The organism is Myxococcota bacterium, from assembly GCA_035498015.1.
Taxonomy (GTDB): domain Bacteria; phylum Myxococcota_A; class UBA9160; order SZUA-336; family SZUA-336; genus VGRW01.
The window spans coordinates 1-21,523 of the sequence record DATKAO010000093.1 but is presented as its reverse complement, the minus strand read 5'-3'; the positions used below and the strand labels follow the sequence as shown (position 1 = coordinate 21,523).

22 protein-coding genes are annotated in these 21,523 nt (G+C 71.3%); 14 read left to right on the top strand and 8 right to left on the bottom strand.

The genetic code is table 11. The features are described 5' to 3' along the window. The first annotated feature begins 195 nt into the window (after positions 1-195). From VMR86_07895 to VMR86_07885, 3 genes are read left to right on the top strand one after another with little or no spacing between them, the layout of a single operon-like run. Positions 196-1,152, top strand: coding sequence for an alpha/beta hydrolase (locus VMR86_07895; protein HTO06969.1), 957 nt, complete (start codon positions 196-198; stop codon positions 1,150-1,152). Between the two features lie 3 nt (positions 1,153-1,155). Continuing rightward, positions 1,156-1,590 carry an MAPEG family protein gene (locus VMR86_07890; GenBank protein HTO06968.1) on the top strand — a complete coding sequence of 145 codons (435 nt, stop codon included), beginning with the start codon at positions 1,156-1,158 and terminating at the stop codon, positions 1,588-1,590. A gap of 16 nt (positions 1,591-1,606) precedes the next feature. Next, a complete protein-coding gene (locus VMR86_07885; protein ID HTO06967.1) occupies positions 1,607-3,187 on the top strand; it encodes a hypothetical protein in 1,581 nt (526 codons plus the stop codon). Between the two features lie 4 nt (positions 3,188-3,191). Here the strand turns inward: VMR86_07885 and VMR86_07880 are convergent, their stop codons facing one another. Beyond that, the gene (locus VMR86_07880; protein HTO06966.1) at positions 3,192-3,989 is read right to left on the bottom strand and encodes a dienelactone hydrolase family protein; all 798 of its coding nucleotides are present in this window, start codon (positions 3,987-3,989) and stop codon (positions 3,192-3,194) included. 27 nt (positions 3,990-4,016) lie between these two features. On the opposite strand from VMR86_07880, the gene VMR86_07875 reads away from it, so the two are divergent. The 8 genes from VMR86_07875 (at position 4,017) to VMR86_07840 (ending at position 10,271) form a co-directional block, all read left to right on the top strand. Next, positions 4,017-4,592: a metal-dependent hydrolase gene (locus VMR86_07875; protein ID HTO06965.1), complete on the top strand. Its 576-nt coding sequence runs from the start codon at positions 4,017-4,019 to the stop codon at positions 4,590-4,592. After that, a complete protein-coding gene (locus VMR86_07870; GenBank protein HTO06964.1) occupies positions 4,553-5,110 on the top strand; it encodes a hypothetical protein in 558 nt (185 codons plus the stop codon). The genes VMR86_07875 and VMR86_07870 overlap by 40 nt, the downstream gene beginning before the upstream one ends. Positions 5,111-5,209: 99 nt before the next feature. After that, a complete protein-coding gene (locus VMR86_07865) occupies positions 5,210-6,763 on the top strand; it encodes a carboxylesterase/lipase family protein (GenBank protein HTO06963.1) in 1,554 nt (517 codons plus the stop codon). Then, complete coding sequence (locus VMR86_07860) at positions 6,736-7,377, top strand: hypothetical protein (GenBank protein ID HTO06962.1); 642 nt, start codon at positions 6,736-6,738, stop codon at positions 7,375-7,377. The genes VMR86_07865 and VMR86_07860 overlap by 28 nt, the downstream gene beginning before the upstream one ends. Beyond that, a complete protein-coding gene (locus tag VMR86_07855) occupies positions 7,374-7,733 on the top strand; it encodes a cupin domain-containing protein (GenBank protein HTO06961.1) in 360 nt (119 codons plus the stop codon). Before VMR86_07860 ends, VMR86_07855 begins: the two co-directional genes overlap by 4 nt. Positions 7,734-7,796: 63 nt before the next feature. Beyond that, positions 7,797-8,129 (top strand): hypothetical protein, encoded by a 333-nt coding sequence (locus VMR86_07850; GenBank protein HTO06960.1) that lies wholly within the window; start codon positions 7,797-7,799, stop codon positions 8,127-8,129. After that, the gene (locus VMR86_07845) at positions 8,116-8,415 is read left to right on the top strand and encodes a metalloregulator ArsR/SmtB family transcription factor (GenBank protein HTO06959.1); all 300 of its coding nucleotides are present in this window, start codon (positions 8,116-8,118) and stop codon (positions 8,413-8,415) included. The genes VMR86_07850 and VMR86_07845 overlap by 14 nt, the downstream gene beginning before the upstream one ends. Continuing rightward, entirely contained in the window at positions 8,391-10,271 is a 1,881-nt protein-coding gene (locus VMR86_07840) for a hypothetical protein (GenBank protein HTO06958.1), read from the top strand. The genes VMR86_07845 and VMR86_07840 overlap by 25 nt, the downstream gene beginning before the upstream one ends. Positions 10,272-10,273: 2 nt before the next feature. Here the strand turns inward: VMR86_07840 and VMR86_07835 are convergent, their stop codons facing one another. Genes VMR86_07835 through VMR86_07820 form a run of 4 tightly spaced genes read right to left on the bottom strand, consistent with a single transcriptional unit; the run spans position 10,274 to position 13,693 of the window. Then, positions 10,274-11,566, bottom strand: coding sequence for a serine/threonine-protein kinase (locus VMR86_07835; protein HTO06957.1), 1,293 nt, complete (start codon positions 11,564-11,566; stop codon positions 10,274-10,276). Positions 11,567-11,582: 16 nt separating this feature from the next. Continuing rightward, positions 11,583-11,978 (bottom strand): FHA domain-containing protein, encoded by a 396-nt coding sequence (locus VMR86_07830; protein ID HTO06956.1) that lies wholly within the window; start codon positions 11,976-11,978, stop codon positions 11,583-11,585. Between the two features lie 56 nt (positions 11,979-12,034). Continuing rightward, on the bottom strand, positions 12,035-12,895 hold the full coding sequence (locus VMR86_07825; protein ID HTO06955.1) for an alpha/beta hydrolase: 861 nt from the start codon (positions 12,893-12,895) through the stop codon (positions 12,035-12,037). Positions 12,896-12,913: 18 nt separating this feature from the next. Continuing rightward, on the bottom strand, positions 12,914-13,693 hold the full coding sequence (locus tag VMR86_07820) for a lysophospholipid acyltransferase family protein (GenBank protein ID HTO06954.1): 780 nt from the start codon (positions 13,691-13,693) through the stop codon (positions 12,914-12,916). A gap of 36 nt (positions 13,694-13,729) precedes the next feature. On the opposite strand from VMR86_07820, the gene VMR86_07815 reads away from it, so the two are divergent. Together VMR86_07815 and VMR86_07810 are read left to right on the top strand one after the other, a co-directional pair. After that, on the top strand, positions 13,730-15,331 hold the full coding sequence (locus VMR86_07815; protein ID HTO06953.1) for an FAD-binding oxidoreductase: 1,602 nt from the start codon (positions 13,730-13,732) through the stop codon (positions 15,329-15,331). A gap of 9 nt (positions 15,332-15,340) precedes the next feature. Continuing rightward, positions 15,341-16,153: an enoyl-CoA hydratase-related protein gene (locus VMR86_07810; protein HTO06952.1), complete on the top strand. Its 813-nt coding sequence runs from the start codon at positions 15,341-15,343 to the stop codon at positions 16,151-16,153. A 428-nt stretch (positions 16,154-16,581) separates the two neighbouring features. Here the strand turns inward: VMR86_07810 and VMR86_07805 are convergent, their stop codons facing one another. Then, positions 16,582-18,036: a DegQ family serine endoprotease gene (locus VMR86_07805; GenBank protein HTO06951.1), complete on the bottom strand. Its 1,455-nt coding sequence runs from the start codon at positions 18,034-18,036 to the stop codon at positions 16,582-16,584. 34 nt (positions 18,037-18,070) lie between these two features. Next, entirely contained in the window at positions 18,071-19,435 is a 1,365-nt protein-coding gene (locus VMR86_07800) for a trypsin-like peptidase domain-containing protein (protein ID HTO06950.1), read from the bottom strand. 27 nt (positions 19,436-19,462) lie between these two features. Here VMR86_07800 and galK point away from each other — a divergent pair, with 27 nt between their 5' ends. Then, on the top strand, positions 19,463-20,587 hold the full coding sequence (gene galK / locus VMR86_07795; protein HTO06949.1) for a galactokinase: 1,125 nt from the start codon (positions 19,463-19,465) through the stop codon (positions 20,585-20,587). Here the strand turns inward: galK and VMR86_07790 are convergent. Beyond that, the coding region (locus VMR86_07790; GenBank protein HTO06948.1) for a PDZ domain-containing protein at positions 20,584-21,523 on the bottom strand (940 nt) is incomplete at its 5' end. The two genes, galK and VMR86_07790, sit on opposite strands and share 4 nt — an antisense overlap.

Here is a 21,523-nt window from a genome sequence, read left to right as displayed (position 1 = left end):
CAGGTGCTGGTCACCGATGCGGCGCGAGCCGGGACCTGGATGCAGTACGACAAGACCAGCATCAGCGTCGAGAGCACGGGACGGCGCACGCAACTCGCAGCTTATCACGCGCCATCCGAAAGGCGAATCCGACCCAGCGGCGTGACACGATTCTACATTTCACCTTGGAGTAGACTGGCCGCGGGAGGACTGCAGATGACGCTCGACCCCAAGCTGTTCGCGCCCGAGGCGATCGACGCCGAGACCCGTGCCGCGAACGAGACACTCGAGAAGCTCCTGGCGCAGGTGCCCGCGATCCATACCCAGACGCCCCGGGCGATCCGCGCGGCGCGCGCGGCCGGGCAGGGCACGTTCGGGCCGATCGTGAAGCTCGACCACGCGCACGAGCGGGTGATTCGCGGGCCGGCGGGCGATCTGCCGCTGCGCGTGATCCGGCCCAAGGGGGCGCTGCGCGGCGTCTACTTCCACATCCACGGCGGCGGTCACGTGCTCGGCACGCACGACGGACAGGACGTCATGCTCGACGCGCTCGCGAATGCCGCCGGTGCGGTGGTGGTGAGCGTGGGCTACCGGCTGGCGCCCGAGCATCCCTATCCCGCGGGTCCCGACGACTGCGAGGCAGCGGCGCTGTGGCTGATCGAGGGCGGCGCGCGCGAGCTGGGCAGTGAGCGGCTGGTGATCGGCGGTGAGTCCGCCGGCGCGCACCTCTCGGCCATGACCCTCCTGCGCCTGCGCGACCGCCATGGCGCTACGCCGTTCCGCGCCGCGAACCTGGTGTACGGCATCTACGACCTGACCTTCACGCCCAGCGTGCGCAACTGGGGCGAGCGCAACCTCGTGCTCTCGACGCCGATCGTCGAGTGGTTCTCGAATCACTTCATCCCGGACAAGAGTCTGCGCGGAACCCGCGATGCGTCGCCCCTGCGCGCGAACCTGCGCGGCATGCCGCCGGCCCTGTTCACGGTGGGCACGCTCGACCCGCTGCTCGACGACAGTCTCTTCATGTCGTCGCGCTGGGCGGCCGCCGGGGCGCGCGCCGAGCTCGCGATCTACCCGGGCGGCGTGCACGGCTTCAACCTGTTCCCGACCAGCCTCGCCCGCGCCGCGAACGCGCGCTGCCATCAGTTCGTCGCGGTGGCGCTCGGGAGCTGAGACGTGGTGGGCAAGGTCGACATCCTGCTGCCCTGTGCGGCGCTGGTGTTCGTGACTCTCTTGGTCTGGGTCAAGCTGTACGTGGACCGCGTGGGCGAGATGCGCGAGCTCAGGATCGACCCGCAGTCGCTGCGGAGCTCGGCGCTCAACCCGGGGGTGCTGAAGAAGGTCGAGTCAGCCGACAACTTCAAGAACCTGTTCGAAGTCCCGGTGCTGTTCTACGTGCTGTGCGCGTGTCTCACCGCCGCGGACATGGTCACTCCGTTCTTCGTGGTCGGCGCCTGGGTGTTCGTGGCCCTGCGCGCGCTCCACAGCTACATCCACTGCACCTACAACCAGGTCCTCCACCGCTTCTACAGCTATGCCGCGGGTACGGTGCTGGTGTTCGCCATGTGGGCACTGTTCGCCTTCCGGCTGATCGCGCTGCGCTTGACCTGACCCTATCTTCAGGGCGGTGAGTGAGCTCCACCGCTACGAGCGACTCCCGAAGCTCCTGGACGGCGTGTACCGGTCGCCCTCGTGGCTCGACCGGCTGTTCCGAGGCCGGCGCGAGCGGCAGCGGATCGCGGCGCTGCAGGAGCTGGCCCGCACGGCCCCTTGGGTCTCCGTCTGCAACATGCTCTTGCTGTTGTCGGAGCGCGGAGCGATCGCGGACGAGGCGGCGCGGGTCATCGACTCGCTGATGGCTGCACGGACTCCGCGCGAGCTCCTGTTCATCGCCTCGGAGCTGCGGATGTCGCTTCCGGAGATCGTTCCGGAGTCACTCGTCGGGCTCGCCGAGACTCATCGCGAGACCCCCGGAGTGCTCGGGCTCCTCACGCTGCACCGGAGCGGCTACGTGCGAGAGGCCGCGGTGCGCGAGCTGGTCGCCCTCGGCGAGCCGCGCGCGCTGCGCTATCTCGCTCTCCGAGCGAACGATTGGGTGGAGGCGGTGGCCGAGCGCGCGCGCAGCGGGCTGCTCGCGCTCCTGACTCCAGCGGGACGGCGCGAGGCGTGCCGTGCGCTGCCGTTTCTGTTCCCGCTCGCCGAGCGCAGCCGGCGCGACCATCGCGCCGTGATCGCCGCGGCGGGCGAGCTCTTGCGCTCCGACGGCGGACGCGACTTCGTGGAGCTGTGCGGGAGCTTCGACCCGCCCGAGCGCCGGCGCGGCTTCGAGTGGTTGCTCGCGGGCGAGCTGCCGCTCGACGCGCCTGCGCTCCGCGCCGCGCTCGCCGAGCCCGACCCCTCCCTGCAGTGTTTCGCGTTGCGCGCCCTCGAGCGCGGCGTGCACGGTCCCGAGATCCGATCGCTGTTCGAAGAGCGGGCCGACCATGCGCCATTCCCGCGCGTGCGCGCGGAAGCGCTGCGCGTCCTGGCGGAGGCGGGCCTGGCCGGCGAGGCGCGACTCAGCGCGGCGCTGCTCGATCCCGGGATCCCCGTGCGCGTCGTGGCGCGCGCACACGTGCGCACCGACCTGGCGGCGTTCTACCGGGCCCACCTGGCGGAGAGCCAGCCGCGCCGACTCGCAGCGGCGATCGACGGCGTGAAGCTGTACGGCACGCCGAGTGATTCGCCGAGCCTGAGCGCGCTCGCAAGCCACCCCGCAGCGCGGGTGCGCGCCGCCGCGCTCTCCGCGCTCGCGCGCTTGGCGCCGGAGGTGGCGGTGACTCATGGATTGGCGGCCTTGGGCGACCCTTCGCGCGGGCTGCGCGAAGTCGCGCGCCGCGTGCTGCGCGAGCAGCGCGACCATCTCGACGCCGCCGCGCTGCGCACGCGCGCCCTCGAGCTCGACGGTCCCGCGCGCGCCGACTCGGTCTCGCTCGCGCTCGTGCTCTCCAAGTGGGACGCGGTCGAGCTCCTGCTGCAGGAGCTGCGCGACCTCGAGCCCGAGCTCCAGCCTCGGGTGACTGCCCCGCTGCGAGAATGGACCGCCCGCTTCAACCGCAGCTTCGCGCAGCCCAAGCCGCAGCAGCGCGCGGAGCTCCGCGCGCTGTTCGGCGCCGTCGCGGGCCGACTTCCGGCCCGCACCGCGGAGTTCATCGGAAGAGTGCTGTGACCCGCTAGCGCAGGCGCTCTGCGAAGAACCCCAGGATCTCGTCGAGCGCCTGGCGCGTCGGCTCGCCCTCGCGGTCGACGAGGTGCATGGTCACCACGCTGTGCGGCGGCATGCCCGTGCCCTTGCGCGCCGCCGAGTCGGGCAGCACCCGGCCTTCGAAGCGCGCGCCCAGGGCGGCTTCGTATGCCGCGAAGCGCTGCGCCTTGCAGAACGGGTCACCCTCGAAGCGGTAGGCGCGCACGGTCAGGTCGTCGCGCTCGAGTCTCTCCTTCACGCGCGCCAGCTCGTCGGGGGCGATGTGCATCCCGCCCGACTTGAACATCGGCAGCGAGGGCTGGGACAGCACGGGCGCGCGCACCGCGGGCTCGAGCATCATCGAGAGCGCGAAGTTTCCGGTGAAGCACATGCCGATCGCGCCCACGCCCTGGCCGCCGCACAGCGGGTGCGCGTGCGCGGCGAGCGCGCGCAGCCAGGCGGTGACCGGGCTCGACTCGTTGGCCGCGAAGGCGCGGAACTCGCGGCTGATGCAGCCGCGGATCATGCTGCCCAGCGCATAGCCCAGGGTCGGAGGGTGACCCGGCTTGCCGAAGAGCTGCGGCATCCAGACCGTGAAGCCCGCGTCGCGCACGCGGCGCGCGAAGCGCGCCACTCCGGCGTAGATGCCCGGCATCTCCGACATCACGATCACCGCCGGGCCGCTGCCCGCGATGAACACCAGCTTGGTCTGTCCCTCGAGAGTCACGTCGCGGCGCTCGAAGTCCGCGAGGTCGTCTCGCACCCGGAGGTCCGGCTCGGCTTCCATGCGTGCCATCATAGCCAGCCGCGAAGCATGCCGTCGGCGATCACTCATGCGGCCGTGGGTCTGGCTCTGGCGCCCGCCTTCTGGCGGCCGGGCGCGCCCCGCCGGCTGTGGCTGCTGGGGGCGCTGGCCGCGGCCGCGCCGGACCTCGACGTGATCGGCTTCCGGCTGGGGGTCGACTACGGTGACCTGCTGGGTCACCGGGGCCTGAGTCACTCGTTGTGCTTTGCGGCGCTGCTCGCGGCGGCGCTCTTGCCGCTGTCGCGCGCCGGGCCGGGCTTCTCGCCGCGCCGCGCGTGGCTGTATCTGTTCCTCGCCAGCGCGTCGCACGGGCTGCTCGACATGGCCACCGACGGTGGACTCGGCGTTGCGCTGTTCGCACCCTTCAGCGCCGCGCGCTTGTTCTTCCCGTTCCGCCCGATCGCGGTGTCGCCGCTGGGCGTGCACGCGTTCTTCGGCGCGCGCGGCGCGGCCGTGATCGCGAGCGAGGCGCTCTGGGTCTGGCTGCCGGCCGCCGCGTTCGCGGCCCTCTCAAGGGCCACTCACGGCTGGCCGAATCGCCCGGGATGCCGAACGCGAAGGGAACGGTCGTCGTCGAGGCGGTGAAGTCGCTCCTGGCCATGCCCGAGCGCGACCGGGTCGAGGCGTACCTTCCGCCCAAGCTCGCGAGCTATCTCACGCAGCGCATCGTGCTCGCGTCGTGGTATCCGCTCGAGGACTACGCGGAGCTGCTGCGCACCATGATGAAGGTGGCCGGCGGCGGGCGCGTGAATCCGTGCGAGAAGATGGGCCGCGACGCGGCGCGCTCGCACATGGAGGGCACCTACCACCGCTTCAGCAAGACCGCGGACCGCAAGGCCGCGTTCACGCTGCTCTCCTCCATGTACGACAGCGGCGACATGCGGGTGCTGGAGCGCGAGGCGGGCCGCGCGGTGGTCGAGGTCCTGAACTTCGCGCTGCCCACGCGCGAGATCTGCGACACGTTCACCGGCTACCAGGCCGAACGCATGAGCATGCTGGGGTTCGACGACGTCGAGGTGAAGCACACCAAGTGCCGCGTGATCGGCGCCCTCTCGTGCGTCTGGGAACTCACTTGGAAGGCGCGCGCCGGCGACCCGACTTAGGGCCGGAGCGAAGGCCGTCCTGAGCGTCGCCGCAAGCACCGGAGCGCACGCCCGGTGGGGCTGGCCCTGATATCCTGGACTGCACGGAGGTGTGCAGTCATGGGCGAGCCGGTCGTCGACACCAGCGCGGGCAGGCTTCGGGGCACCACGGAGCGCGGCATCCACCGCTTCGCGGGCGTGCCCTACGGGGAGCCGACCGGCGGCGAGCGCCGCTTCAAGCCGCCGCAGGCGCGCGCGCCCTGGGCGGGCGTGCGCGACGCCACGGACTTCGGGCCGATCTGCCCGCAGCTCGGGTCACTGGTCGACCGCGCGCAGTCCGACGAGAAGGTCGTCGGCGTGGTGCGCTATCTGCCGCAGAGCGAGGACTGTCTCGTGCTCAACGTGTGGACGCCGGCGATCGCCGACGGCCGCCGCCGTCCGGTCCTGGTGTGGCTGCACGGGCGCGGCTTCAGCGCCGGCGCGGGCTCGGAGTCCATGTACGACGGCGCCAACCTCGCGCGCCGCGGCGACGCGGTGGTCATCACCGTGAACCACCGCCTGAACGCCTTCGGGTATCTGCACCTGGCCGACCTGCTCGGCGAGGAATTCTCCGGCTCGGGCGTCGCCGGGCTGCTCGACGTGGTGCTGGCGCTGCAATGGGTGCGCGACAACGCCGCGGCTTTCGGCGGCGACGCCGGCAACGTCACTCTGTTCGGTGAGTCGGGCGGGGGCGCAAAGGTCAGCACCATGCTCGCGCTGCCGGCAGCGAAGGGACTGTTCCAGCGCGCGGTCGTGCAGAGCGGGCCGGGGCTGCGCGGCGTGGAGCGCGCGGCCGCGCAGGCGTTCAGCGAGCGCCTGCTCGCGGCGCTCGAGATTCCGGCGGGCGACGCGCGCAAGCTGCAGCAGCTCGAGCCGCAGCGCCTGCTCGACGCGATCGGCCGCATGCCGCCCTCTGCGCGCGGCACCGGGCCGTTCCTGCTCGGCTCGCCGGCCATGTTCCAGCTCTCGCCGGTGGTCGACGGGAGTCACTTTCCCGCGCACCCGTTCCAGCCCGAGGCCGCGCCGGCGGGCCGCGACGTGCCGCTCATGATCGGCACCAACCTCGACGAGGCGGCCATGTTCGTCGCCGCCGATCCGAAGCGGCGCCGGCTCACCGAGCAGGAGCTGCACAAACGCCTCGAGCCCATGCTGGGCGACAAGCTCGAGCGCGTGCTCGGCACCTACCGGCGCACGCGGCCCGAGGCCACGCCCTGGGACCTCTACATCGCCATCGCGACCGAGCCTACCCGCATCATGTCGATCCGCATCGCGGAGCGGAAGGCCGCGGCCGGCGGCGCGCCGGCCTACATGTATCTCTTCACCTGGCAGTCCGACTTCATGGGCGGGCTGTTCAAGTCGTCGCACGCGCTCGAGATCCCGTTCGTGTTCGACAACGCCGAGAGCACGCCGATCACCGGCGCGCGCGCCGACCGGCGGCAGCTCGCCGATCTGGTGAGTGAGACCTGGCTCGCGTTCGCGCGCAACGGAGATCCGAATCACGCTGCGATTCCCGCCTGGCGTCCGTACGGCGCGGAGCGGCGAGACACCATGATCCTCGACGTGCCCTGCCGCGCAGAGCAGGCGCCCCGCCAGGAGGAGCTCGACGCGTGGCGGGGCATCGAGGTTCGGAGATAGCCGCGCTGCCCGGCATCGTGCTGGCTGCGGCGCTGCTGGCCGGCTGCACGCTGAATCGCCTGCCGGCCGCGCCGCCCACGGCCGATCCGGTGCCCATGCACGGGGACCGCGTCGCCCTGTGGAAGGTGGGCGCCGTCGAGCCGGTGCTGACCAAGGCCGACGCCTTCACCGAGTTCCGCGCGGCGCAGACGCTGGTCTACACGCTGCGGCGCATCGACCTGTTCCACGAAGTCGACTTCGCGCGGCGCATGCGCTGTCCGATCGACGTCGAGGTCGTCGCGCTGCCCCGCGTCGACGACGTGCAGAGCGAGCCGTTCTGGTTCAGCCTGCTCACGCTCTCGATCAAGATGGACGAGCGTATCTCGATCCCGTTCCACCCCGCGGCCGCGCCCGACGAGCGCATCGAGCTGACCTACGACACCGGGCTGTGGTGGGGGCTCGCGCCGCTCGTGCTCTCGCCGCTGGCGGCGTTCGGCGCGCTGGGTGACTGGACCTTGCTCGACACCGACGATCTCGAGATCCGCCAGCTGCGCGCGCAGCTGATCGCGAAGGGCGGGGTGCTCGAGCGCCACGTCGGCCAGCAGACGCCCGGTCACTGCCCGGAGACACCATGAACAAGATCAATCTCTCCGAGAAGCTCGCGCTGTTCTCGGACCATTGGAACCCGCGCGTGGTCGCCGAGCTGAACGGCCAGCACGTGAAGCTCGTGAAGCTCGAGGGCGAGTTCGTCTGGCACCACCACGAGCACGAGGACGAGCTGTTTCTCGTGCTGCGCGGGGTGCTCGCGCTCCACTTCCGCGACCGGGTGATCGAGCTGCGCGAGGGTGAGCTGTGCGTGGTGCCGCGGGGGGTCGAGCACAAGCCGGTGGCGCGCGGCGAGGCCGCGGTGCTCTTGCTGGAGCCCGCGTCGACCTTGAACACCGGCAACGTGCGCGAAGCGCGCACACGCGAGCAGCTCGAGCGGATCTGACTTGACGCCCGCCGCGGCGCGGCGGGATGATTAGCAAATTGGCTAATCATAGGAGAACGCGCCGTGGCGGAGACCGTGATCTGCATCTACCGCGTGGCCCGGGGCAACGAGCAGGCCTTCACCCGATTGCTCGAGCGGCACTGGCCCGTGCTCCACGAGCTCGGCCTGGTGACCGACCGCCGCCCGACTCACTACCGCGGCGCCGAGCAGGACGGCCGGCCGCTGTTCGTGGAGATCTTCGAGTGGAAGGCGTCCGATTCTTCGGACCTGGCGCCCAAGCACCCCGACGTGATGGAGGTCTGGGAACGCATGGACAAGCTGACCGAAGCGCGCGACGGCCGGCCGAACATGGAGTTCCCGCACGTGCAAGTGCTGGAAGTGCTTGGCAAAGCGTGACGCGGCGCGCGAGCTCGCGGAGCTCGAGCGCGTGTTCGCTTGTCTCGCGCACCCCTCCCGCCGCCAGGTGCTCTTGTCTCTGCACCTGCACGGCGGCACGATGACCGCGGGTGAGATCGCCAGGCGCTTCGACTGCACGTGGCCGACCACGAGCCGCCACCTCCGGCAGCTCGAGGCGGCCGAGCTGGTCACCGTCGAGACCCGCGGCCGCGAGCGGGTCTACGCGGTCAACCACGCGCTCCTGCAGCGGGTGGTCGGGGATTGGCTGACTCGCTTCGACTCGTGACTCGCGCCGGGCGGGTTCCGCTGGCCGCCGTGCTGCTGTTCGCCGCGTGCAGCGGGGTGCCGGTGCGCGTGAACCGCGCCGACCCCGAAGTGGTGCAGCGCGAGGTCACCTCCGACATCCTGAACTCGGACCGCCCGAGCGAGCTGTCCGTCCAGTTCCTGCAGCGCCTGGGCCTGTACGCGGAGTTCCAGGACGACCCGGTGAAGGCGCTGCGCCTGCTGCACCGGGGGCTCGAGCGCACGGGTGACCGCTACCGGCTGTTCGCGCTCTCGGAGCTGTCCTACGCCTACGCCGAGCGCTCGAAGGACCGCAGCTACTATCTCGCCGCCGCCGTCTACGCCTACGCGCTCCTGTTCTCCGAGCTCGACGGTGACCTGCCCCTCGACCCGAGTGACCCGCGGCTGCGCGTGGCTTGTGACCTGTACAACCACGGCCTGGCCGAGGGCCTCGCCACCGGCGACCACGGCGAGTGGGTGATCGAAGCCGGCAAGCAGGCGCTGCCGTTCGGGTCACTCGAGCTCGATGCGGACTCCGCGCCCGTGTCCTGGGGCGGCTACCACCTGGAGCACTTCGTGCCTGCGGCCGACCTGCAGGTCGAGGGCCTGCGCAACCGCTACCGGCGGGCCGGCATCGGCGCGCCGCTGATCGCGGGCTTGTGGAAGGCGGACACCGACCGCGTCGTCGCGGGCCACCGGCGCATCCCGTCGAACTTGAAGGTGCCGGTGACCGGCTTCCTGCGCATCGAGACCCCGCGCGCGGGCTTGATCAGCGGGAAGCTGCGCGGCAAGCTCGAGATGTACTCGGTCGACGACCGGCTGAAGGTCGACGTGGCGCACCGCGAGTGGCCGCTCGAGTTCGAGACCAGCTCGGCGCTGGCCTACACGCTCGGTGAGTCGCGCTGGTGGGACTTCGAGTACGCGGGCTTCTTCTCGGCGGCGGTGAATCCCTGGCACGACAAGAGCAACCGCGACGGGCTGGTGCTGGTCGATCCCTACCGGCCGGGGCACATCCCGATCGTGCTCGTGCACGGCACCGCCTCGAGCCCGGGCCGCTGGGCCGACCTGATCAACGAGCTCGAGATCGACGACCGGATCCTGAATCACTACCAGATCTGGCTCTACATCTACAATACCGGCAACCCGATCGGTTACTCGGCCGGAGTCATGCGCCAGACGCTCGAGCGCGCGGTGCACGAGTTCGATCCCGAGGGCAAGGACGCCGCGCTCCACCGCATGGTGATCGTCGGCCACAGCCAGGGTGGCCTGCTCGCGAAGCTCACCGTGGTCGACAGCGGGCTGCGCTTCTGGAACCAGCTCGCCAAGGTCCCGCCCGACCAGCTCGTCGCCGACGACGCCACCCGCCAGGCGCTGATCAGCTCCACCATCTTCACGCCCGAGCCGTTCGTGCGCCGGGTGGTGTTCGTGTGCACGCCGCAGCGCGGCAGCTATCTCGCCGCCTTCAGCCTGGCCGGCATCGTCGAGTCCTTCATCGACCTGCCCAGCGACCTCACCAAGCGGCTCACCGACGTGGCGTCACTCAACCCCGGCAAGATCGCCTTGCAGTCCATGGAGGCCATGCCCACCAGCATCGACAACATGCGGCCCGGCAGCCCGTTCATCGAGACGCTGGCTTCGCTGCCGATCGCCCCGGGCGTGCACGCGCACTCGATCATCGCGCGCGAGGACCTCGAGGGGCCGCTCGAGGACGCCAGCGACGGCGTGGTGAAGTATGCGAGCGCGCACATCGACGGCGTCGAGTCGGAGAAGATCGTGCACTCGAGTCACTCGGCGCAGGGCCAACCCGACACGATCGAGGAGATCCGGCGGATCCTGCTCCTGCACCTCGAGGAGAAGTGACTTCAGTCCGCCGGGCGTTCGGGGCGCACGGAGCGGTGCTCGCCCGCGGCGAGCTCCAGATCGACGTGGGCGCTCGAGCCGCTCGGCCACTCGAACACCAGGTGGTGTCGGCCCGGCGCCAGCTCGCGCGCTTCGCCGGGCTCGACCGCGAGCGGCTCCGCGCCGTCGATCGCGACCCGGAGCCGCTGATCGGTGGCGAAGTCCACGCGGGCGGTGTCCGTCGGGTGCGCGGAGAGCATGCGCGCGCGCGCGGCCAGGTCCTGCAGCGGGTGGCCGGGCAGGCGCGCGACCAGGCCGAGTCCGCCCGCGCACGCCAGCACGGCCGCCGCAGCAGCCGCACGGCCCCAGCGCCGGCGGCGAAGAGGAGTCTCGGCCGAGAGCACCACGGTGTCGCCTTCGCGCGGCTTGAACACGCCTTCTTCCCACAGCCAGCTCGCCACCTCGAGCCGCGCCTCGGCCGGGAAGGCGCGCAGGCGCGCCTCGAGCAGCCGGCGCACGCGCTGGGCCGACGCCGGCCGCGAACGGGGCCGCGCGCGCACGAGTGACTTGACCAGCCGTGCGAGCCAGCGCGGAACGTCCCGACTCACGCGGCGCGGCGGCTCGTAGCGCTCGCGCTGGATGCGCGTCAGCAGGCTGTCGGTCTCGCCCTGCGCGGGCTCGCGGTAGGGCGGCGCGCCGCACAAGAGCTCGTACAGCACCACGCCCAGGCCGAACAGGTCGCCGCGCGCGTCGACGCGCTCGCCCAAGAGCTGCTCCGGGGCGATGTAGGGCGGCGAGCCGATCGTGGTGCCGGGACGGGTGAGTCCGTCGCTGGTCGCGTCGATCGCGATCCCGAAGTCGGCGATCTTCACGTCGCCGTTGCGGCCCAAGAGCACGTTCGCCGGCTTGAGGTCGCGGTGCACCATCCCGCGCGCGTGGATCGCCTCGAGCCCGCGCGCCAGCTCGAGCGTCACCAGCGCCGCGATGCGCCACGGGAAGCGCTGGGCTCCCGTGAGCGCCTCGCGCAGGTCCACGCCGTCGACGTATTCCTGCGCGATGTAGTGCTCGCCACGCCAGGCGATCCAGTCGTACACCGCGACCACGTTCTGGTGGTGGATCGAGGCCGCAGCGCGCGCCTCGCGCGCGAAGCGCTCGACCAACTCCTCGCTCGAGGAGAGGTCCGGGCGGAGTCTCTTCAGCACCGCCGGCCGGTCGAGCGACTGGTGCCGGCCCAGCAGCACCACGCCCATGCCGCCTGAGCCGAGCTCGCGCTCGATGGCGAAGTTGCCGATGGTGCGCGGGCCCGTGCCGGACATGGAGCGCGGCTGCGAGTCAGTCGAGCGAGTGAGTCTTGGGCGACGCCGCGCGCGTCTCGACCACGTAGCGCAGCTCGATCTGGCCCAGCGCGATGCGGTCGCCGTGCTTCAGCTCGGCCAGCGCCATGCGCGCGCCGTTCACGACCACGCCGTTCGTGCTGCCCAGGTCGCGCACGCGGTAGCCGTTCGAGCCGAGCTCGAGCGCTGCGTGCTGGTGCGAGATCGAGGCGTCGTCGATCACCACCTCGGAGTCCTTGCCTCGGCCGATCGTGACGCGCGGCTTGGTCAGCGTCACCTCGCTGCCGGCAAGCGGACCCGAAGCGAACACCAGCGACACCGCGTGCGTCGCGAGATACCCGTCCCGTCGCTCCGAGCGCGAGACCGGGACCTGGCGCGTCTTCCCGTCCTTCATGGCGCAGACCTCCGACGGGGATGCATCGGAGTCCGGCGGAAGGCTCTTGAGAGGCCCTAATCTCCCAGCACGAAGCCCGACAGGGCCTTCTCGAAGGCCTCCGGGTTGTCGAGCATGACGGAGTGGCCGGCCTTGGGAATCACTGCCAGGCGGCCCTGCTTCAGCACCTCGTCGGCCATCTTGTCGGCCACGTCCGCCGAGAGCACGTCCGACGCGGCGCCGCGCACCACGAGCGCGGGGCAGGGCAGCTTCTCGAGCGCGCTCCACAGCAGCTTGGCCTCGTCGGCCGACCAGCGCGCGAGCTCCTCTTCGTTCTGGCCGCGCCGGGCGCGCATGAACGCCGGGTCGAGCTTGAGCTCGAGCCGGCCGTCGGGCCGCGCGCGCGTCCAGTGAGTGGCGAGCTTCGCCAGGATGTCCGCGCGCGTCGCCGGGTACTGGCGCGCCAGGATGCGCTCGTAGTCTCTCGGCGTCGCGAACGACGGCTCCTGCTGCTGCACGTCGAGCCGGATGCGCGTGGTGCCACGCGCGTCGAGCTCGGGCGCGGAGTCCACGATGACCAGGCCCGCCAGCTTCTCGGGGAACAGGCCCGCGAAGCGCATCGCGACCCGCCCGCCCAGCGAGTGACCGACCAGCACCGCGCGCGCCGCGCCCAATGACTCGAGCGCGGACGCGACGTCGCGCGCCATGGTCTCGTGGTCGTAGCGGCCCTCGGAGTCGCGGTCGGAGTCGCCGTGGCCGCGGTGGTCCAGAGCCAGCACGCGGTAGTGGGGCGCGAACACCGGCGCGCACCAGTCCCACACGTGCGCGTCGTTCGAGAAGCCGTGCAGGAACAACAACAGCGTTCCCTCGCGGCTCCACTCCAGTGCGTGCAGAGTGAGTCCGTGAGTCCCCGGCAGGCGCAGCGACGTGGGCTCCATCGCGCGCATTCTACACGCTCAGTCGACGCCGCCCGGGTCGACCCCCTGCGCGCGCAGCCGGGCGCGCGCCGAGGCCCGCAGGCCGCCGATCACGCGCTGCGCCTCGTCGCGCAGCCGCGTGCGATCGCCGGCGCTCAGCCCCTCGACCGGGATCGGCGCGCCGATCTCGAGCACCACCGGTGCCGGCGCGAGCCACACCCGACCCGGCGGCCAGATCGGGAAGGTGCCCGCGACCGCGATGGGCAGGATCGGCAGCTTGAAGTCGAGCGCGGTCGCGAACGCGCCCATTTTGAACTCGCGGTAGGAGCCGTCGCGCGCGCGGTTGCCTTCGGCGAAGAACAGGATCGAGACCTCGGCCGGGCGCTCCGACATGCCGGCCTGCACCCGGCGCACGTCGTTGCCGGAGCGTGCGCGCTCGACCGCGATGTTTCCGGTGCGCCGGAGCGCCGGTCCGAACACCGGCACCGACAAGAGCTGCTGCTTCAAGACGAAGCGGATCACGAGCTCGGGCAGCGAGGACAGGATGACCGGCGGGTCCCAGTTGCTCTCGTGATTCGAGACCACCACGTAGGCCTGACCGGGGCGGATGTGCTCGCGCCCGCGCACCTCGATGCGCGTGCCGGCCACGGTCACGCAGGTGCGCGCGAAGCCCACGTAGTAGCGGTGCGCCTGGCGCGGGCTCGCACCGAAGAGTGCGTGGAAGAACGCGCCTGCGCTCCACATCATGAGCGCGAGCGGCAAGAGCACGATCGCGCCGACGCCGCGCAAGAAGCGCTCGATCGGCCCCGGTCTCCCCATCGGCGAAGAGACTAGCGAGTCGGCCATAATGCGCCGGTGAAGCGGCTGAGCTTCTGGGGCTGGGGGTACGAGGGCGCGGGGCCGGACGACGCCGCCCGCGAGCGTCTGGCGAAGTCGCTGGGCGAGCGCTTCGCGCGTCCGCTCGCGCCCGCGCCGTTGCCGCGCATCGAGGAGATCGCGCTGCCCGCGCCGCGCACCCACGCGCCCGCGGCGCTGGCTCCGATCGCGAGCGCGGACCCGCACGAGCGCGCGCGTCACACCTACGGCCGGAGCTACCGCGATGCGGTGCGCGCGCAGCGGCGCGACTTCGCACACCCGCCCGACTGGGTGGCGTTCCCGAGAAACGAGGCCGACGTGATCGCGGTGCTCGAGCACTGCGGCCGGGTCGGCGCGGCGCTGATTCCCTTCGGCGGCGGCTCCAGCGTGGTGGGCGGCGTGGAGACCGCGGTCGACGGTGACTACCGCGGCGTGGTGACTCTCGATCTCTCGCGCATGGCCGCGGTGCGCGAGATCGACCGCGCATCGCGCGCGGCGCGCATCGAGGCCGGCGTGCTCGGCCCCGCGCTCGAGGACCAGCTGCGGCCCCACGGACTCACCTTGCGCCACTTCCCGCAGTCGTTCGAGTTCAGCTCGCTGGGCGGCTGGATCGCGACGCGCAGCGGCGGTCACTTCGCCACGCGCTACACGCACATCGACGACTTCGTCGAGTCCGTGCGCGTGGTGACTCCCGAGGGCGTGCTCGAGACGCGCCGCCTGCCGGGCTCCGGCGCCGGCCCCGCGCCCGACCGGCTGTTCATCGGCTCGGAGGGGACGCTGGGCGTGATCACCGAGGCCTGGATGCGCCTGCAGGACCGGCCGACGCGGCGCGCGAACGCGGCCGTGCGCTTCGAGAGCTTCGCGGCGGGCGTGGCGGCGGTGCGCGCGCTCTCGCAGTCGGGGCTCGAGCCCGCGAACTGCCGGCTGCTCGATCCGGGCGAGGCACTGACTTCGGCGGGCGGCTCGGGCAAGGAGTCGATCCTGGTGCTGGGCTTCGAGTCGCACGACCACGACCTCGAGCCCTGGATGCGGCGTGCGGCCGAGCTGTGCCGCGACCACGGCGGCGTGGTGCCCGAGGACGCCGTGCGCACGCGCAGCGACTCCGCAGTGACTCGCGAGGGCAGCGCGGGCGCGTGGCGCAGCTCGTTCATCGGCGCGCCGTACCTGCGCGACGCGCTGGTCTCGATCGGCATTCTGGCCGAGACCTTCGAGACGGCAGTCACCTGGGACCGCTTCGAGCGCCTGCACGCGCGCGTGATCGACGAGGTCGGCGGCGCGCTGCGCCGCGTGTACGGCGCCGGCACGATCACCTGCCGCTTCACGCACGTGTATCCCGACGGCCCGGCGCCCTATTTCTCGCTGCTCGCGCCGGCCACGCGCGGCTCGGAGCTCGAGCAGTGGGCCGAGGTGAAGGCCACCGCCAGCCGCGTGCTCGGCGAGGAGGGCGCGACCATCACCCACCACCACGCGGTCGGCCGCGACCACCGCGACGGCTACGACCGCGAGCGCCCGGAGCTGTTCGCGCGCGCGCTGCGCGGCGCCAAGCGCGAGCTCGACCCGCACTGGCTGCTCAACCCCGGGGTGTTGTTCGACCGCGCGTAGGAGGGAATCATGGGCGACGAGTATCGGACGCTGCTGGTGAGTCGCGAGGCGGGCGGCCTCGTGCTCTGCACCTTGAACCGGCCCGAGGTGCTGAACGCGATGAGCCCGCAGCTCGTCGAGGAGCTGCACCAGTTCCTCGACCGGCTGCACGACGACACCGAGGCGCGCGTGGTGATCCTGCGCGGCGCCGGCCGCGGCTTCTGCGCCGGGCTGGACCTGAAGGCGCAGTCGGGCTCGAGCTCGACCCTCCGCCCGAGTGTCTCGGCCAGCCTGCGTGGGCAGCACCGGATCGCGGAGCTCGTGATCAAGATGCGCCGGGTCGCGCAGCCGTTCATCGCGCTGGTGCACGGTCCGGCCTCGGGCGGCGGCTTCGCGCTCGCCCTGGCCAGTGACATCCGCATCGCGGGTGAGTCGGCGCGCATGAACGCGGCCTTCATCCGCATCGGCCTGGGCGCCTGCGACATCGGCGCTTCGTACTTCCTGCCGCGCATCGTGGGCTCGTCGGTGGCGGCGGAGCTGCTGCTGACGGGCGGCTTCATCGAAGCGCCGCGCGCGCTGGCGACGGGCCTGGTGTCGCGCGTGGTGCCGGACGCGGAGCTCGAGAAGGCCGGCCGGGCGATGGCGGCCGACATCCTGCGCAACTCCCCGGTCGGCGTGCGACTCACGAAGGACTGTCTCAACTGGTCGATCGACGCGCCTACACTCGAAGCTGCGATCGCCATGGAGGACCGGAACCAGATCCTGGCCTCGCAGAGCGGTGACTTCCGCGAAGGCGTTCGGGCGTTTCTAGAGAAGCGGCCACCGAAGTACAGCGGAGACTGATCGAGATCAGACGCGCGGTTGCGCTTCGCGGGGCCAGGCATCAGCCCCTCCTCGCGGGTCCCTTCTCGTCGAAGACTCCTGCGAAACCCACTCGTCGGGGCAGATGCCCGGCCCCGCTCGCGGACGAGCTGGTTCGTATTCCCCCTTTAGGTGAGAACGCGTCGACGATTGGGCCGGCGCGCGTTCCCGGTCCGCGTTCGATCACTTTGCAGGCTCGCGCCGCATCGGGCTCGCGGCGGATCGATCTGCCTGCGCGGACGATGAGTCGGAGTCGGATCGGTCGTCGACGCGGACTCTATTTTGTTTGTGTGCCGGCTGGGTGTCATTCGCGCGCGCGGCCGGGGCAAAACCCGGAGGGAGCGTCTGCAGGGTACTCCCGAAGCAGCGACCGAGGGTTTTAGCCCGGAGCGCGGCGCGCAGAGATGCTCTTAGGAATCTTTCTCGATCGCGAGATACAGCGTTCCATCGCCGCGCTGGACCAGGAGGACTGCGGAGTCGTTGTTCTTGCCCAGGGCGTCCTTCAGCTGCTTGGGGTTGGCGATCTCGACCCGGTTGGCTTCCAGGATGACGTCGCCCCGGCGCAGGCCGGCGCGGGCGGCGGCGGACTCGGGGTCGACGGAGGCGACGACCACGCCCTTGGTGTTGGAGGAGAGGCCGAGCTGGCTCGCGATCTCGTCGCTCATCGGAGAGACCTCGAAGCCCCAGTCACTGTCGGTCTGCTCGTCGGAGGCGGGCTGCACCTCCTCTTCCTTCATCTTCTCGAGCGTCGCCTTCAGCTTCTTCTCCTTGCCGTCGCGCAGGATCACCACGTCGACCGCGCTGCCGGGCGGGGTGCTCGCCACGATGCGCGGCAGGTCGTCGTAGTCCTTGATGTCGCGGCCGTCGAACTTCGTGATCACGTCGCCGCGCTCGAGCTTGGCCTTCGAAGCCGGGCTGTCGTCGAAGACCTGGCCGACCAGGGCGCCGTGCGAGTCGGAGATCTTGAAGGTCTTGGCGAGCGCCGGAGTGACTCGCTGGATCTGCACGCCGAGCCAGCCGCGGGTGACCGAGCCGTGCTCGAGCAGCTGCGGCAGGAGCTGCTTGGCCATGTTGATCGGAATGGCGAAGCCGATGCCCTGGCCGTTGGCGGCGATCGCGGTATTGATGCCGATCACGCGGCCCTTCATGTCGCAGAGCGGACCGCCGGAGTTGCCGGGGTTGATGCTGGCGTCGGTCTGCAGGAAGTCGTCGTAGGGGCCGGCGATCTGCTCGCCGCCGAAGTTCGAGCGGCCCTTCGCGGACAGGATGCCCACGGTCACCGTGTGGTCGAGGCCGAACGGGTTGCCGATGGCCATGACCCAGCTGCCCACGCGCAGGTGCTCGGAGTCACCGAGCGGCACGGTGGCGAGCGGCTTGTCGGCCGAGACCTTGATCAGCGCGAGGTCGGTCTTGGGGTCGCGGCCGATGATCTTCGCGTCGCGCTCGGTGCCGTCCTCGAACACCGCGACGACTTTGTCGGCGCTCTCGACCACGTGATTGTTGGTCACGATCAGGCCGTCCGAAGACACGACGAAGCCCGACCCGGTCGAGGGCACGCGGAACTGGTGCGGCGTGTGCGGCTTCTCGCCGGGCTTGCGCTGCTGGCCGAAGAACTCCTCGAACAGCTCCTCGGGGCCGCCCTTCATGCTCTGCTTGCGCTCGACTTTGATGTTCACGACCGCGGGAGACACTTTCTCGGCCAGGTCGGCGAACGAGTCGGGCCGGCCGGACGCATCTCCGGGCTCGCCTTCGGTCCAGAACGGCTTCGGGACCTCGGCGGACGCGCGCTGCAGCGGCGCGGCGATGCCGGCCAGCAGCAAGAGTGCGCTGCACAGCGAAACGAGATGACGAGAGGCCTTCGACATGTCTTCTATCTCCTTGGCTCTGCCGATTCGACGCTCACCAGAGCTCGAGCATCACGCTGCCGATTCCACGGCCGCGCTGAACCACGACCACGACCCCGTCCTGGCCGAGAATCCTGGGGATCGCCTTGCGCAGGGCGCTCCGGTCATCGATGCGATCCTGCCCCAGCTTGAGCACGAGGTCGCCGGGGCGCAGGCCGCGCTCCTCGGCGGCGCTGTGCGGCACGACGCGCTGCACCACCAGGCCATGGTCGGACTGGAGCTTGTACTGCTTGGCCAGCGCGGGCGTGCGCTCGGCCAGGTCGAGCCCGAGCAGCACCTGCGCGAGCTCGTCGGCGCGGGCCTCGGGGAAGGGCGCGGCCTCGAGCTCGAGCGCGAGCTTGTGACCGCTGCGGTCGAGCGACACGCGCGCGCGGTCGCCGACCGTGATGCTGCGCGAGATCTCGTAGAACTCGCGGCGCGAGTGCACGGGCGACCGGTCGAGGTCGGTCACGATGTCACCGCGCTGGATCCCGGCCGACGCCGCGGGGGTTCCCTCGAAGACGTTCGAGACCAGCACGCCCGTGGCCTGGTCCGAGCCCATGGCGTCGCGCAGCGCGGGAGTCAGCTCCTGCAGCCAGATGCCGAACCAGGTCGCCTGCACCTCGCCGTGGGCGATCAGGTCGTTCACGATCCGGCGCGCGCGGTTGATCGGGATCGCGAAGCCGATGCCCTGCGCGTTGCCGAGGATCGCGGTGTTGATGCCGATCACTTCGCCGTCCATGTTGAGCAGCGGACCACCCGAGTTACCGGGGTTGATGCTGGCATCGGTCTGCAGGAAGCCGTGGTACTCGCGGCCGTCGCCCCGGATCGAGCGATTGGTGGCAGACAGCACGCCGGTGGTGACGGTGCTGTTCAGGCCGAAGGGGTTGCCGATCGCGATCACGCTCTCGCCGATCATGAGGTCGTCGGAGTCGCCGAGCTTCGGCGTGGGCAGGGGATCCTGTGTCTTGATGCGCACCACTGCGAGGTCGGACGCGGGGTCTCCGCCCACCAGCTCCGCGTCGAATTGCCGGCCATCGGACAGCGTGACGCGGATCTGTGTAGCGCCTGCGAGCACGTGTTCGTTGGTGAGTACGAAGCCATCCTTGGTGATGATCACGCCCGTTCCCAGGCTCTGCGCGGTGCTCGCGCGCGGGTTCATGAAGCGGCGGAAGAACTCGTCGAACATGGGGTCGCCGCGCAGGAACGGATTCGCCTGGTCTACGACAACCTGGGTGGAGGTGATATTCACGGTGGCGGGCGTGGCGCTCTCGACCGCGGCGACCACCGGCGTGCGCCGCGACTCGCGGTCGGCGCGGGCGGCAAGTGCGGGCCAGAAGGCCGCAGCGCAGGCCGCGAAAACGAGCAGGGACGGGCGCATGGGGGCTGCACGCTAGGGCATTTGGCAATGGCGAGAAAGAGCGGCGAGACGCGGGCGCGCGCCCCCGGGCGGGTCAACTGGATCGGCGAGCACACGGACTACAACGGGGGCCTGGTGCTGCCGGCGCCGATCGACCTGGACACGCGCGTGCGCGTGGCGCTGCGCGACGACCGGCGGGTGACCGGGCGCTCGCGCGAGCGCCCGGACGCGGCGGCCGAGCTCGACGCGCCGCCCGCCAGTGACTGGCTCGACTATCCGCGCGGCATGGCGCGTGCGCTCGCGGCTGCCGGCTGGCTGCCGGAGAGTGGATTCGAGTTGCACGTGGAGAGTGACTTGCCGCAGGGCGCGGGTCTCTCGAGCTCGGCGGCGCTGCTCGCGGCCAGCGCCCTGGCGCTCCTGGCTGCGGCAGGACGCCACGTGGCGCCCGAAGAGCGGCCGGAGCTCGCCCGCCTGTGCCAGCGCGCCGAGAGCGAGTTCGCGGGCGTCCCGTGCGGGCTGATGGACCACTACGCGGTGCTGTGCGGCCGGCGCGACAGCGCGCTCTGGCTCGACTGCGCCACGCTGGAGACGCGCGCCGTGGAGCTTCCCGACTCACACGCGATCCTGATCTTCGACACGGGCGTGGAGCGCAGCCTGCGCGCCGGCAAGTATGCCGAGCGCCGCGCCGAGTGCGCGCGCGCGCTGGCGGGCGCTCAGGCGGCGCTGGCCCGGCCGCTGGCCTCGCTCTCGCAGCTGGCAGCCGCCGAGCTGCCCCGGCTGGCCGGCGCGCTCGACCCGGTGGCCCTGCGCCGCGCGCGCCACGTCGTGAGCGAGAACCGGCGCGTCGCGGAGTTCGCCGAGGCCGTCGCGCGCGGCGACCTCGCAGCGGCGGGCGAATGCCTGTTCGCCTCGCACGAAAGCCTGCGCGACGACTACCAGGTGAGCTGCCCCGAGGCCGACGCGCTGGTGGCCGACTCGCGCGCACTCCTGGGCTGTGCCGGCGCGCGCATGACCGGCGCGGGCTTCGGCGGCTGCACCCTGCACTGGGTCGACGCGGCGCACGCGGACGCCTTCGCGCAGGCGCTGGGCGGGCGCTTCCGCGCGCGCTTCGGCCGCACGCCGAGACACTGGCGCGCGATGCCCGGCACGCCGGCCGAGCTCTCAAGCGCCTAGCGCGCGCTCGGGCTGGTGCCGGCCGACTTGTCGCCGCGAGTCACGGCGCGCGGAGACAGAAGCAGGAAGCGCGTGTCGTCGCCGCGCAGCGCGCGCACCAGGAACGGCTTGTCGCTGGGCAGACCGCCCAGCGCCTTGCGGAACTCGTCGAGCGTGGCGACCCGAGACTTCTCGAGCTCCACGATCAGGTCGCCGCGCTCCATGCCCGCCTCGTCGGCCTCGGATCCGCTCTCCACGTACGACACGAGCACGCCCTCGCGCTGCGGCAGACGCTGGCCGCGGAAGCTCGACTCGGTGACTTCCTCCACGGTGAAGCCGTGCTGGGTCTCCTGCTCGTCGGGCACGAACTTGGGCTGCGTGGTGAGCGAGGCGTGCAGCGTCTTGCTCGCGCCGCCGCGCACGATTTCGATGTTCACGGCGCGACCCGCGCTGCGCTGCGCGACCAGGCGCTGGAACTGGCCCAGGTCCTCTTCCTTCTCGGCGTGGAGTGTCTCGCCGTCGAACTTGGTGATCACGTCGCCGACCTGGAGCCCCGCGTGCTCGGCCGGCGAGTCGTGCGCCACCGAGCCCACCACCACGCCGTGCACGCCGGGCTCGCCCCAGTATCGGGCGAGGTCGCGCGGCAGCGGCTGCAGAGTGACTCCCAGGTAGCCGCGCGCGATCCGGCCCTGGTCGAGCAGGTCGCCGGCCACACGCTTGGCGGTGTCGATCGGGATGGTGAAGCCGATGCCGCGGCCCTGGCCGCGCGAGTTGATGCCGATCACCTCGCCCTTCAAGTTGATCAGCGGGCCGCCCGACGAGCCGTGGTCGATCATGGCGTCGGTCTGGATGAAGTCGTTGAGCAGCTGCTCGGTGCGCAGGTCGCGGCCCTTGGCAGACACGATGCCCAGTGACACCGAGCCCTCGAGGCCGTACGGGTTGCCGATCGCGATCACC

What these genes read in the sequence shown, in the direction of transcription:
- VMR86_07895 (HTO06969.1), top strand. Translation starts at nt 196, where the DNA reads ATGACGCTCGACCCCAAGCTGTTCGCGCCCGAGGCGATCGACGCCGAG.
- VMR86_07880 (HTO06966.1), bottom strand. Translation starts at nt 3,989, where the DNA reads ATGGAAGCCGAGCCGGACCTCCGGGTGCGAGACGACCTCGCGGACTTC.
- VMR86_07875 (HTO06965.1), top strand. Translation starts at nt 4,017, where the DNA reads ATGCCGTCGGCGATCACTCATGCGGCCGTGGGTCTGGCTCTGGCGCCC.
- VMR86_07870 (HTO06964.1), top strand. Translation starts at nt 4,553, where the DNA reads ATGCCGAACGCGAAGGGAACGGTCGTCGTCGAGGCGGTGAAGTCGCTC.
- VMR86_07865 (HTO06963.1), top strand. Translation starts at nt 5,210, where the DNA reads ATGGGCGAGCCGGTCGTCGACACCAGCGCGGGCAGGCTTCGGGGCACC.
- VMR86_07855 (HTO06961.1), top strand. Translation starts at nt 7,374, where the DNA reads ATGAACAAGATCAATCTCTCCGAGAAGCTCGCGCTGTTCTCGGACCAT.
- VMR86_07835 (HTO06957.1), bottom strand. Translation starts at nt 11,566, where the DNA reads ATGTCCGGCACGGGCCCGCGCACCATCGGCAACTTCGCCATCGAGCGC.
- VMR86_07830 (HTO06956.1), bottom strand. Translation starts at nt 11,978, where the DNA reads ATGAAGGACGGGAAGACGCGCCAGGTCCCGGTCTCGCGCTCGGAGCGA.
- VMR86_07825 (HTO06955.1), bottom strand. Translation starts at nt 12,895, where the DNA reads ATGGAGCCCACGTCGCTGCGCCTGCCGGGGACTCACGGACTCACTCTG.
- VMR86_07820 (HTO06954.1), bottom strand. Translation starts at nt 13,693, where the DNA reads ATGGGGAGACCGGGGCCGATCGAGCGCTTCTTGCGCGGCGTCGGCGCG.
- VMR86_07810 (HTO06952.1), top strand. Translation starts at nt 15,341, where the DNA reads ATGGGCGACGAGTATCGGACGCTGCTGGTGAGTCGCGAGGCGGGCGGC.
- VMR86_07805 (HTO06951.1), bottom strand. Translation starts at nt 18,036, where the DNA reads ATGTCGAAGGCCTCTCGTCATCTCGTTTCGCTGTGCAGCGCACTCTTG.
- VMR86_07800 (HTO06950.1), bottom strand. Translation starts at nt 19,435, where the DNA reads ATGCGCCCGTCCCTGCTCGTTTTCGCGGCCTGCGCTGCGGCCTTCTGG.
- galK (HTO06949.1), top strand. Translation starts at nt 19,463, where the DNA reads ATGGCGAGAAAGAGCGGCGAGACGCGGGCGCGCGCCCCCGGGCGGGTC.